Raw genomic sequence first — 12,917 nt, forward strand, 5'->3', positions numbered from 1 at the left:
GAAGCTTTTTTTATATGTATATCTTTTATTATTGTTGCGAAAATAAAACGAACTGTCATATTTTTAATGCTGATTATGAAAAATGACTTTAATACACTGTACTCATTCCCAAACAACGACCCTTGGTCAAATCAATAGGTAGGAAATAACAAAATGTCTACTTTCTTAGATAAAATTAAAAACCGTCGTACAATTTATGCAATTGGTAAAAACGTTGCATTAGATCGCACTAAAATTGAAGAAACTATCCGTGAAGCAGTTAAACATAGTCCTTCAGCTTTTAACTCACAATCTTCACGTGTAGTGACACTATACGGTGAATCTCATGCTAAATTCTGGAATTTAGTTCGTGAAGCTTTGCGTAAAATTGTTCCTGCAGAAGCTTTTGCTGGTACAAATGCAAAAATTGATAGCTTTGTAGCTGGTGTTGGTACGGTTTTATTTTATGAAGACCAAGCTGTTGTTAAAAGCTTACAAGAGCAATTCGAACTATATGCAGACAATTTCCCTGTATGGTCTGAACACTCAAGTGCAATTGCTCAATTTGCAACTTGGACTGCGCTTTCAGAGCTTGGTTTAGGTGCTTCTTTACAGCACTATAACCCAATTGTCGATGCAGACGCAGCTGAAGCATTTGATGTTCCTGCAACTTGGAAATTACGTGCTCAATTAGTATTTGGTTCGGTTGAAGCACCAGCAGGTGAAAAAGCATTTATTAATGATGCTGATCGTTTCAAAACTTTCAATTAATTTAATTGAAATTAAAAAAAGCACCTATTTTAGGTGCTTTTTTTATATTTTTAGAATGAATAGGAAGAATATATAAAACGAAAATTTATGAAATTCAAATGCATATTTCAAAATAATAAATCAAGAAATTAGTCGATAAATGCTTTGTCATAAAATAGTCACAATCATATTGCATATTGCTCATGATTTAATAGCTTATCAAACACAGAGAAAGAGACAGATGACTTTAAGATTAGGTGTTGCTGCAATTGGTTTATTACTCAGCGGTTCGGTATTTTCAGCAGTTACAATTACAGCACCAGAGGAAATTGTAATCCTTGCGGTGAATGGTCAGGAAGTCAACTCTGGGTTATTTCGTTCATCTAAAAATAATTATAAAGTCGATGCTGGTGAAACAAGTTTAAGTGTGCGCTATCAAGAATACTTTGAACATTTAAGCGGGGAGCATGACATTGTTAAATCTGGAGTAGTCACAATTCAAACTCCGGCTCTCAAAGATGGGCAAACTTATAAGCTTTCGATGGTAGATGCACCAAAGCAATTTGAACAAGCAAAGAAATATGCTGAGCAACCAACTGTGGCTTTGTACAGCGCAAATAATGAATTAATCGTACAACAAACTGGTGCAAACAATGAGGCAAAACCATGGTTTGCAACGGGTTTATTAGGAAAAGTCACTGACTTTACAACTAAATCATCTAAATCGCAGCCTGAGGCAGTGTATGCCTCTGCTAAACCTACTTCTGTTCAGGTGGCTGTACCAGCTCCAACATCTATGCCTGTAACAGGCGTAGCCCAAACAAATGATCAACGTTTAGTTGAAACTTGGCAGAAAGCTTCTAAAGCTGAGCGTCAAAAATTTATGGCATGGTTAGCTGAACAATCAAATTAATTTAATATTAGTACCTATTAATTTAATCGAAATGAAAAAAGACCTCAGATGAGGTCTTTTTGATTTAGGTTAGAAACCAGATGTAATAGCCTAAAAGCATGAGAGGCCAAGCCACCCATGGGCTAAATAACCACTTCCATAACCAGAAGTTGGGTACGAAACCCACTCCGTAAATAAATCCACCAGAAATACCAATCATCACCAGCATAAGCTGGCTATGATTGTAGTGTCCGTTAGCATCTAGCATGAGTGAAGGGTAAACCAACAAAATTGCAGCAAGGGGCAATGCCAACAGAAAAGAAAGGGCCATTGCAAATGCTTGAGCTTTTCGATGATTTGATGCTGTCATTGCTTTTGCCATCATTTATTCCTCATCTAAATCTTGATGGTGTTCGATATAAAGCGCGCTGAGTACACCCGCAAAACATGCCATCAAAATGCCTAGGATCCATGCGAAATACCACATAGTTTTCTCCTCAATACAAGCTATGCGAGTTTGACTCGATATGTTTGTTAGTGATGACTCCCCACATTTTGTAATAAGACCAACTGGTATAGATCAAAATAAGAGGAACAAAAATGCAGGCAGCGACCGTCATAACGCCTAAAGTAAGGTGACTTGATACAGCATCCCACATCGTCAAGCTAGAGTTAGGATTGATACTAGATGGAAGTAGGAATGGGAATAGGGCAAAACCGGCAGTTAAAATTGCTCCTACAATCATTAAACTTGTACCAGTAAAACTTAAGCCCGCTTTTGCTTTTGAAGATGCAAAAATTGCAATGATCGCGCCTAATATGGCAAGAACAGGGGCAACTTTAGTAATTGGATAGGTACTGTAATTGTTCATCCAACCTGGATTGCTATTGGTAACCACTTCTTTAGCTAAAGGGTTAAGCGCAGCATTTGGATCTATAGTAACAGCATAGCTATAACCTGGCACTTGCCCAAAATACAGCCATGCTCCAATTACAAAGAAACAAATTAAAAAGATAATTGCCATAATTTGAGTGGCTTTGGCAGAGCGTTGTTTTAAAGCTTCATCAGTACGTAGCATGAGCCATGCACCGCCATGTGCACACAGCATAGACAGACTTACCACACCGCAAACTAGAGCAAAGGGGTTAAGAAGGGCAAAAAAGCTGCCTGTATATTCAGAGCGTAATGTGCTATCTAAACTGAAAGGAATACCTAAAAACAAATTACCGAAAGCCACACCAAACACAAGCGCTGGAACAGCACCACCGATGCATAGACCCCAGTCCCAAGAGTTACGCCATTTGGTATTTTCAAGTTTAGAGCGATAATCGAAACCTACTGGTCTTAGGAAAAGTGCAAATAGAACTAACAAGAGTGCCCAGTACATGCCTGAGAAAGCGACTGAGTAAACCATTGGCCATGCAGCAAATAATGCACCACCTGCCGTAATAAACCAGACCTGATTACCATCCCAGTGTGGGGCAATAGTATTGATTGCAGCACGGCGTTCGCTATCGGTTTTTCCAACGAAAGGCATGAGAGCCATAGATCCCATATCAAAGCCATCGGTAAGAGCAAAGCCGATGAGTAGTACACCGACTAACACCCACCAAATGATTTTCAATAATTCATATTCAATCATGATAAGGCCTCCCCATTAACCGCTGCTTTCGGTTCTTGCTTTTCAAAATGATATTTGCCAGTGTGTAGAGAGCTTGGTCCTAAACGAGCAAATTTGATCATTAAATACATTTCAATAATCAAAAGAGCGGTGTAGAACGCTGCTAGCGCAATAATTGAACCCCATACGTCACCAGTACTTAAACTAGAAGTAGAGAGGTGGGTTGGTAGAATTTCACCAATTGACCATGGTTGACGACCGCCTTCAGCTACATACCAACCAGTTTGTGCAGCAATCCAAGGAAGCGGAAGAGCAAACAATGCATATTTTAGGAGCCAAGGTTTATTTTCAGCATTTCTTTTTGCTACAGCCCAAGTCGCTAAAATGAAAAGTAATAGCATTAAGAAGCCAGAGGCAACCATCGCGCGGAAAGAGAAAAATAGCGCTGTAACATTTGGAACAGTATCTTTTACAGCAGCTTTAATATTTTGCTCGCTTGCATCAACTACATTGGGTGCATATTTCTTAAGAAGTAGGCCATAACCTAAATCTTTTTGATTTTTTTCAAAAGAGGCTAATAACTCTGGTGAGCGATCACCTGCACGTAATTTTTCAAGTTCGGCATATGCAAGCATACCGTTGCGAATACGAACTTCATGCTGTTGCATGAGATCTTTAAGACCAGTAACTTCTTTGGTTGTTGAACGAGTTGCAATTAAACCTAATGCATATGGAATTTTAACTGCGTAATCTGTCCGCATTTCTTCATGGTTTGGTACACCAAACAAAGTAAACGGAGCAGGAGCAGGGTGAGTATCCCATTCGGCTTCGATCGCTGCGAGTTTAGTTTTTTGAACATCACCGAGTTCATAGCCAGATTCATCACCTAACAGAATCACTGAAAGTGTAGATGCAAGACCGAAAATGGCAGCAATTGCAAATGAGCGACGTGCGAAAGGAAGATCACGTTTTTTAAGTAAGTAATAGCTTGAGATGGCAAGTACAAAAATTGCACCAGTTACATAGCCCGCAGAAACGGTATGTACGAATTTCACCTGAGCTACAGGGTTAAAGATAAGCGCGCCGAAATCAACTAATTCCATACGCATTGTTTCAAAGTTAAATGCAGCACCTACAGGGTTCTGCATCCATCCATTCGCCACTAAAATCCAAAGCGCTGACATATTGGATCCGAGAGCGACTAACCATGTTACGCCTAGATGCTGAACCTTACTTAAACGGTCCCATCCGAAGAAGAATAAACCAATAAATGTAGACTCAAGAAAGAATGCCATAAGGCCTTCAATTGCTAATGGAGCACCAAAAATATCACCTACATAGTGTGAGTAATAAGCCCAGTTTGTTCCAAATTGGAACTCCATTGTTAAGCCAGTTGTTACCCCTAAAGCAAAGTTAATACCAAATAATTTTCCCCAAAATTTAGTCATATCCTTGTAAATTTCTTTACCGGAAATGACATAAGTGGTTTCCATGATGGCAAGGATAAATGCCAAACCTAGAGTTAAAGGGACGAAAAGAAAGTGATACATTGCGGTCATCGCAAATTGAAACCGCGAAAGATCAACCACGCTTTCAGAAATCATCAACGTGTCTCCTTAATGTGGGAAATGTTATCGCCAGCAATATGCTCGGCGACCTGATTGTCAAAATTTTTGGGGATGGTGGGAGCATCAAACCAAATATGTTTGATCGTTAAGAGAAGCACTATTTTTATTATTAGAATAATAGTGATTTCTTTAACTAAACGACCATTAAGATTTTTAAAATTAAGGCTCATAAATTAAACCTCATTTGATATTAATTTTATTATTAATCAAAATATAATAAAAATAAACATTAAATATATTTTAAATGAATATTTAAATAATTAATTTATATAAAACAATTACTTAATATTTTAAAATAAATACTATACTAAAATAGTTTGAATTGATTATTAAATCCTACTAAAACAGTTGTAAATAAAAATATTAAGTTGATTAAAATAGTTTGTTTTAATTTAATACCGACTAAAATGGTTGTATATTATATTTATAAGTTATATTCCAAACTAAAATGGTTGGAATAATAAATAATTAATTAAAAAGAAAATAATAAAATATAGGCGTAATAAAGCCTGCTAAAAGCAGTAAGTAAATAGAATAGTAGTAAGAGTTTAATCGGGGGCGAAAAGATCGTTTGATACAGAAATTTTCTTGGCTACATAATGGCTTTTATGCACTCTCACAAGGATAACTTGAGAGTATAATTCGAGTTCGCCGTATTCTGGTTCGACTTGAACGTAATGTAGCTGGCCGAATTCATCACGCACACGCGCTTGGGCAGAAAACCCAGGTCTAGCATTACCACTGGAAACTGTCGCTAAACGTCCTAAAAGATTATAGTTTGTATGAGTAAGCTTTGGTTTAATTACTTGGTCAAGGCAGTGAATCATGAATACAGTAAAAAAGATTGCGATGACAAGGGCTGGGACGATTAAATAAAATGGTGAAATAAAATAATGCTGGATTGCAAAGAAAGAGAGCTGTAAAAAATAGCCTGCAAAACTAAAATTGATAAGTAAAAAAACGAAAATTAAAGCTTTAGAAAATTTAACGTTAAGTAGTGGCGAGTTAGAAAGCCAAACAGGCGCAATTTTTTTGAGTAATTGACTTGGACGAAGTCCAATATACATACCAATGGTTTCTACCACGCTGAGTAATATCAAAGCCACTACACTTAAGTGAAATGGCATAAGATAATAATTGAAAAAGAAATCAGCCATGGCAGAAACTCTAATGTTGATCGCTTCAGTCTACGATATAGATACCGCCATCTGAATGTACTTTAATCTCAACTTTATTTAAAAAATCACCTAAACATGGTCCTGAGATACATTCGCCTGTTTCCACAGTAAATAAAGCACCATGGGTAGAACATTGAATATATTCTTGGTCTTGATCAAGAAATTGATTTTCTAAATATTCAAGCTCTGTTTGCAAGTGAGGGCATAAGTTTTGATAAGCATAGAATGCGCCATCACGTTGCGTAATGAAAATAGTAGTTCCTTGTAAAGTGTCAAAAGCTCTAGCTTCACGCTCAGGAACTTCTTCCGTCATACAGATCCTTTCCATTTCAAGCACATTCCTTCTGAAAATTTTCAAGAAGTTTAGCATAATCATTAATCGCTAAACGTGGGCCAAATTGAGAAACAACTTCACTAGAAATTAAGACAGCTAACTGTGCAGCAGCATTCAAATCTTGATGATGATTTAGGGCATATAGGAATGCACCTGCAAATGCATCGCCAGCACCATTGGTATCAACGGCTTCTACATGACGGCCTGCCACATGGAAATGTTGAGTAGAGTTAGAAACTAAAGCACCTTTAGCACTTTGTGTAATGACTACTGTATGATTTTTAAAACGTAATTGAGCAAGAGCATCTTCAACAGTTGTTGTATTTGTATACATTAAGGCTTCTTGTTCATTACAAAATAGTAAATCTACGCCATCATCCATGAGCTCTTCTAAGCCTTCGCGAGCGTATTGCACCATGGCAGGATCTGAAAGAGATAAAGCAATCTTAACGCCATTTGCTTTTGCAATTTCTCTGGCTTGTTTTACAGCTTTGCGCGCTGTTTCACTTGTAGAAAGATAACCTTCAATATAAAGCCATTTTGCTGTTTTTAATGGTTCAAAGTCGATTTGATCTTGAGAAAGTTCAGCAGTGATGCCCAAATAGGTATGCATTGTACGTTCAGAGTCAGGGCTAATGAGTACCATGCAGGTACCTGTCACGCCTTCACTGATTGATTTTGGAGTGGTTTGGATGCCAGCTTCATTTAAACCTTGTAGATAAATTGAACCCAAATCATCGTTACCAACGCGGCAACCATAAAAAGCACTTCCACCTAATGCACTAAAGGCTACAGTAGTATTCGCAGCAGAACCACCACTTGCTTGACCTTTATAATCTTGATGCTGTTTTAACTCTGCATAAAGAGCAGATTGAGTGTCGCCATCGGACAACTGCATGGTGCCTTTTTGCAAACCTTGTTGACTAAGAAAATCATCAGACACTTTAAATTCTTGGTCGATTAATGCATTACCAATTGCAAAAAGATCTACAGTTGCCATATGTGTTGTCACAAAATAAAAAAATCAGGTTGCTAAGTTTACACCATTGCTTGGATTTGCTGTAGTTTGTTGAATAAAATTCAGTTAAATCAAAAATTAGTGGAAAAAGATTGTTTAATTAAGCTATTGAAATAATGTTTTTAATAAAAATTATCAATTAATAATGATTCTTGCTAATATTTACAAATATATCGTATTTCATCGAAACTTCGCCTGAAATTTTTCGTAGCGAACTTACATGAAGCGTTCAATTTTATTTATTTCATCAGTTGGGGTTATGACAAGCCATGTATATGCCTTAGAGACAGAGCAACAGGCTGTAACCAACCTTCCAACAATTTCAGTAAAAGCTGAAAAGCAACAAAGCTTAAAACAAGAAGTGGGACAAGCATCAACTGCAACTAAAGGACTTGTGCAATTAAAAGATGTTCCTCAAATCGTAAATGTGGTGCCTAAACAAGTTTTGAGAGAGCAAACGGTGACCTCTATGCAAGGTGCCTTGCAAAACGTTGCTGGTCTGAGCTTTAGTGTGGGTGATGGACAACGTGATCAGGTCATGATTCGTGGTTTCTCTGCAATCACAGATAACTATGTAGATGGTATTCGTGATGATGCATTGTATTTTCGCGATATGTCGAATGTTGAGCGGATTGAAGTCTTAAAAGGGCCTGCTTCTGTATTATATGGACGTGGCTCGGCTGGTGGTTTAGTTAATAAAATTAATAAAAAACCAATGGATGAATCTTTGCGCGAAGTCAGTCTGATTGGCGGCACAACAGGGCAACGCCGTGCAGAAGTCGATGTGAATGAAAAAGTAGCAGAGAATATTAAGGTTCGTTTAACTGGCGCAGTTGAAGATTCAGATGGTTATCGTGATCAGGCTTTTTTAAAACGCCAAGCGGTTGCTCCATCTTTACAATGGGATATTTCAGACAAGACGAAGCTTTTAATTCAGGCTGACTATTTGCATGATGACCGTTTAGCAGATCAAGGTTTTCCGACAGATCCAATTACAGGTAAACCAGTTAAAACCAACCCTAAAACTTTTTATGGTGCATTAAACGGTAAAGAGGTTGGTGATGTTGATACTGAAATTTCAAGCCAAACCATAAGTTTAGATCATGAGTTTAATGATAATCTAAAATATCATGGCGTAGTTCGTCATTATAACTATTCATTAGACCGCCAATATAGTGTTGATTCACATCAAAACTTACCAGCTGATAAGATTCAATTGACTCAAAATAAGCGTTTGCGTAATGAAGATGGCGTATATGTTCAGCAAGAATTAAGTAGTTTATTTAATACAGGATTTTTAAAGCACAATACTTTGATTGGTGCGGAGTATAGTAAGCAGCACAAAGATGAAATACTTTGGCAAGGTACTAAAACCACAACTGATTTGTATAATCCTAAATTAGAATACTGGGCACCGATTAATACAGGCTCAACAGCTGCACGTAACAATAATAGTAATACCTTTGAAAACTACGGTATCTATTTACAAGACTTAATGACAGTTACAGATCAGCTGAAAGTTTTAGTTGGTCTACGCTATGATAATTTATCGCAAGATCGTAATGATAAAGTGAAGTCTCAAATATTAAATAGAACTGATAACACTTATTCTCCACGAATCGGGGTGGTTTATCAGCCAGTAAGCAATATTTCACTCTATACTTCTTATAATCGATCTTTCCAGCCTTTGGCTGATTCATTTGTTTTATATAAAAATAGTGATGATTTGAGCCCAACAAAAACTGAAAATATTGAAGTTGGTGCAAAGTGGGATGTAAGTGATCAATTGAATGTAACTTTGGCTTTGTTTGAAATGAGCCAAACAAATATTCAAAATCAAGACCCTACAGATTCAACCCTAGCAGTATTAGCAGGTGAGCAAAAAACCAAGGGTGTTGAGCTTTCATTAACTGGCCAATTGACTGATCAATTATCTGTATTAGCTGGTTATTCGTATATGGATGGTAAGATTGAAAAATCCGCTATTGGACTGACAGGCAATCGTTCTGCGCTTACGCCAAATAACACCGCTAACCTATGGTTAAAATATCAAATTAATGATCATTGGTATGCGGCTGTAGGTGGTCGTGGTGAATCATCACGTTTTAGTGCGCCAGATAACAAGAATGTTTTACAAGGCTATACTGTTGTAAATGCAGCATTAGGTTATCAAAGTGAACGTTACGATGTGAACCTCAACTTAAATAACCTGTTTGATCGCGATTACTTTGTTTCAGGTCATAGTAATGCTAATGATTCAAACATGATGGGCGATCCACTGAATGCTCAAATTGCACTTCGTTATCGCTTTTAAGTAAACGTTTTTCTAAAAGCTCATCAACTTGATGGGCTTTTTTATTTATTGGTTAATATATAAATAGAATTAAAAGCTTTTGTTCTGTTAGGATAAAACATTCATGGCTATGTGCTTGATATCAAAGCTGTGCCAATGAAAACTAATACTCAACAAAAACATAGTATTTTACTTGGCTTTTGTTCGCCAATCTCAAGCTGACTCAGGCTATAATGAGACTTATTCACTTATCCGATATGTTAGGAGATCACATGACTGTAGATGTCACTGAAACCATTTCTCAAACTGTTCACCCTGCGTTTCAGTTGCTACGACAGCACCATGTAGAAGCATTAGATATTTTAGTGTCTGAATATAAGCATAAAGTCACAGGTGCGGTGCATTATCACTTGGCAACTGATTATGATGAAAATGTATTTCTTGTTGCTTTTAGAACCCAGCCTATGGACTCTAAAGGCACGGCACACATTTTAGAACATACGGCTTTGTGTGGATCTGAAAAGTTTCCGGTACGTGATCCATTCTTTTTAATGATTCGTCGTTCTTTAAATACTTTTATGAACGCATTTACAGCAGCAGATTGGACAGCATATCCATTCGCTACTCAAAACAAAAAAGATTTTCAAAACTTACTTTCTGTTTATCTTGATGCGGCATTTGCTGCCAATTTGAATCCACTTGATTTTGCTCAAGAAGGTATTCGTATTGAACTTGAAAATGGTCAACCTGTATATAAAGGTGTTGTTTTTAATGAAATGAAAGGTGCGATGAGTGCGCCGTCTGACCAACTTTATCATCAGTTGGCCCATCATTTATTTCCTGAAACGACTTACCATTACAACTCAGGCGGTGACCCGAAAGATATTCCTGATTTAACGTATGAGCAGTTAGTCGATTTTTATAAAGTACATTACCATCCAAGTAATGCTGTATTCATGACCTTTGGTAATCAGACAGCATATGAACTACAAGAGCAATTTGAAAAACTAGCTCTACATAAGTTTTCGGCAGGAACAACTTTATATTCTAAGCCTGAAAAACGTTTAGCTGCACCAATTGAAGTAACAGAAAACTATGGTGTTGATAGTGATGATTTAAAAGATAAAACTTATCATGTTTTATCTTGGTTATTACCAGAAGCAAATGATGTGAAATTGCGTTTAGGAATGCGTTTGGTTGAAGGAATTTTATTAGAAAATTCAGCTTCGCCACTCCGTCATTACTTAGAAACTTGTGGTTATGCTCAATCTACAGGTCCATTAATGGGCGTAGACGATAGTAATTTTGAAATGACTTTCTACTGTGGTGTTCAAGGTTCAAATCCTGAACATGCGCAAAGCTTTAGAGAGGGTGTTTTAAATATTCTGCGTGATGTTGCTGCTAAACCAATTGATAGTAATTTAGTCGATGCAATTTTGCATCAAATCGAGTTACATCAACGTGAAATTAATGGCGACGGTACACCTTATGGCTTAAGTTTAATTTTAAATGGCTTAAGTGGTGCGATTCACCATAATGATCCAATCCAAATTTGGGATGTTGACAGCGCAATTGCACAAGTTAAAGAAGAGTTGAAGGACCCAATGTGGTTATCAAATCTGATTCAAACACATTTGCTCGACAACCCTCATCGCGTACAGATGACTTTAGTTCCAGACCCAACCAAGTCTGTAAAAGAGCAAGAAGCTGAAAAAGCACGCTTAGCAGCTATTGGTGAAAAGCTAACTGATGCTGATAAGGCTGAAATCATTGCTAAGACTAAGGCTTTAGAGGAACGTCAGGACACTCCTGATAATCTTGAGTTATTGCCAAAAGTAGGTTTGGAAGATGTACCTGCTGACTTGCATATTGTGCAAGGTCAGTTACGCGAAATTATTTGTAATCGTATGGATACGCCGTTGAACTTGTACCATGCGGGTACTAACGGCATTTACTATCAACAAGTACTTATCCAGATCCCTGAAGATATTGTGAAGTCACCTTACTTCAATTTGCTTTCTATTTTGATGGGTGAAGTGGGTGCAGGCGAATATGGCTATCTTGAACTACAAAACTTGCAAACCGCTGTAAGTGGTGGTTTAGGAATGGGCGCTTCTTTACGTAGTAAAGTTGATGATAAAGATAAAATTAGTGCTTGGCTGACTTTAACGACTAAATCGTTGACTCAGAAATTTGATGCAATTCATTTATTAAAATTAGCATTTGAACAGCTCCGATTTGATGAGAAAGAACGAATTATCGAGTTACTGCAACAACGTAAAACACGTTGGCAATCTCGTTTATCTGGTTCAGGTCACAGCTATGCGATGCAGATTGCTTCTCGTAACATGAGTGCCTTGGCTCAACGTGACTATCAAAACACGGGTTTAGGTGCATTGAATTGGTTGGGTGAGCTTGTTACTAAAATTACCCAAGATGATGCCGCTTACGATGAGCTGATTGCAGAATTAAAACGTATTCATAGTAAGTTGTTGCAAGCACCTAAACAGTTCTTATTAGTGTGTGAAGAACATCAATCTGAACGTTTGGTTGAAGAAATCCAGAATGTTTGGGATAAGTTGAATGTTGATACAGCTACAACTGAGTTAACTCAAGTAGAACAAGCTAATGATAATAATCATGAAGCATGGTTAATTCAGGCAAACGTTCAATTCTGTGCGTCTGCATATCAAGCCGTAGAAGTATCACATCCAGATGCGGCTCCATTAATGGTATTGGCAGCTTATTTACGTAACGGATTCTTGCACAGTGCTATCCGTGAAAAAGGTGGTGCTTATGGCGGCGGTGCTAGTTATGATGGAAATGCTTGTTCATTCCGTTTCTTTAGCTACCGTGACCCACGTTTAGCAGAGACGTTTAAAGACTTTGAAGCAAGCGTGCAATGGTTATTAAATACAGAGCAACAACCTCATCAGCTTGAAGAAGCAATTCTTGGTTTAGTGGCAAGCATGGATAAACCAGGCTCTCCAGCAGGTGAAGCGATTACAGCATGTTATGCATTGTTGCATGCGAGAACTCCAGCTTTCCGCCGTACTTTGCGTGAAAGATTATTGCATGTAACATTGGATGATTTAAAACGTGTTGCTCGTCAATATTTAGTAGAGCAAACTCCTGTAAAAGCTGTAGTTGCGCCATTTGCTAAACGTGATGAATTGCAGCAATTAGGTTTTACCATTCAACAAGTTAATTAAAATAAAAATTG

At 37.5% G+C, this 12,917-nt stretch carries 12 protein-coding genes; 4 read left to right on the forward strand and 8 right to left on the reverse strand.

Annotated elements, in window-relative coordinates; translation table 11 throughout:
- Nucleotides 1-153: 153 nt before the first annotated feature.
- Both JGE69_RS08920 and JGE69_RS08925 read left to right on the forward strand, forming a co-directional pair.
- Entirely contained in the window at nucleotides 154-750 is a 597-nt protein-coding gene (locus JGE69_RS08920; RefSeq protein ID WP_002121011.1) for a nitroreductase family protein, read from the forward strand.
- Between the two features lie 220 nt (nucleotides 751-970).
- On the forward strand, nucleotides 971-1,642 hold the full coding sequence (locus tag JGE69_RS08925) for a DUF2057 domain-containing protein (RefSeq protein ID WP_125740060.1): 672 nt from the start codon (nucleotides 971-973) through the stop codon (nucleotides 1,640-1,642).
- 64 nt (nucleotides 1,643-1,706) lie between these two features.
- Here JGE69_RS08925 and JGE69_RS08930 read toward each other — a convergent pair whose 3' ends face one another.
- The 8 genes from JGE69_RS08930 to JGE69_RS08965 all read right to left on the reverse strand — a co-directional run bounded on the left by JGE69_RS08930 (nucleotide 1,707) and on the right by JGE69_RS08965 (nucleotide 7,383).
- A complete protein-coding gene (locus JGE69_RS08930; protein ID WP_004791954.1) occupies nucleotides 1,707-2,006 on the reverse strand; it encodes a cyd operon YbgE family protein in 300 nt (99 codons plus the stop codon).
- Nucleotides 2,007-2,108, reverse strand: a complete 102-nt coding sequence (gene cydX / locus JGE69_RS08935; protein WP_002120988.1) for a cytochrome bd-I oxidase subunit CydX — start codon at nucleotides 2,106-2,108, stop codon at nucleotides 2,007-2,009.
- A gap of 10 nt (nucleotides 2,109-2,118) precedes the next feature.
- Complete coding sequence (cydB, locus tag JGE69_RS08940; protein ID WP_199112729.1) at nucleotides 2,119-3,264, reverse strand: cytochrome d ubiquinol oxidase subunit II; 1,146 nt, start codon at nucleotides 3,262-3,264, stop codon at nucleotides 2,119-2,121.
- Nucleotides 3,261-4,847 carry a cytochrome ubiquinol oxidase subunit I gene (locus JGE69_RS08945; protein ID WP_005068987.1) on the reverse strand — a complete coding sequence of 529 codons (1,587 nt, stop codon included), beginning with the start codon at nucleotides 4,845-4,847 and terminating at the stop codon, nucleotides 3,261-3,263. The genes cydB and JGE69_RS08945 overlap by 4 nt, the downstream gene beginning before the upstream one ends.
- A complete protein-coding gene (cydP, locus tag JGE69_RS08950) occupies nucleotides 4,847-5,041 on the reverse strand; it encodes a cytochrome oxidase putative small subunit CydP (RefSeq protein WP_005073962.1) in 195 nt (64 codons plus the stop codon). The genes JGE69_RS08945 and cydP overlap by 1 nt, the downstream gene beginning before the upstream one ends.
- Nucleotides 5,042-5,419: 378 nt before the next feature.
- A complete protein-coding gene (locus tag JGE69_RS08955; RefSeq protein WP_002121106.1) occupies nucleotides 5,420-6,028 on the reverse strand; it encodes an OB-fold-containig protein in 609 nt (202 codons plus the stop codon).
- A 25-nt stretch (nucleotides 6,029-6,053) separates the two neighbouring features.
- Nucleotides 6,054-6,362, reverse strand: a complete 309-nt coding sequence (locus JGE69_RS08960; RefSeq protein WP_002121079.1) for a Rieske (2Fe-2S) protein — start codon at nucleotides 6,360-6,362, stop codon at nucleotides 6,054-6,056.
- A gap of 16 nt (nucleotides 6,363-6,378) precedes the next feature.
- A complete protein-coding gene (locus JGE69_RS08965; protein WP_017480985.1) occupies nucleotides 6,379-7,383 on the reverse strand; it encodes an adenosine kinase in 1,005 nt (334 codons plus the stop codon).
- 238 nt (nucleotides 7,384-7,621) lie between these two features.
- Between JGE69_RS08965 and JGE69_RS08970 the strand changes: the two genes are divergently transcribed.
- Both JGE69_RS08970 and JGE69_RS08975 read left to right on the forward strand, forming a co-directional pair.
- The gene (locus tag JGE69_RS08970) at nucleotides 7,622-9,715 is read left to right on the forward strand and encodes a TonB-dependent receptor (protein WP_199112728.1); all 2,094 of its coding nucleotides are present in this window, start codon (nucleotides 7,622-7,624) and stop codon (nucleotides 9,713-9,715) included.
- Nucleotides 9,716-9,966: 251 nt separating this feature from the next.
- Nucleotides 9,967-12,906 (forward strand): insulinase family protein, encoded by a 2,940-nt coding sequence (locus tag JGE69_RS08975; protein ID WP_199112727.1) that lies wholly within the window; start codon nucleotides 9,967-9,969, stop codon nucleotides 12,904-12,906.
- The last annotated feature ends 11 nt before the right edge of the window (nucleotides 12,907-12,917 follow it).

Origin of the sequence: Acinetobacter sp. C13 (genome assembly GCF_016809775.1) — a bacterium.
Taxonomy (GTDB): domain Bacteria; phylum Pseudomonadota; class Gammaproteobacteria; order Pseudomonadales; family Moraxellaceae; genus Acinetobacter; species Acinetobacter pittii.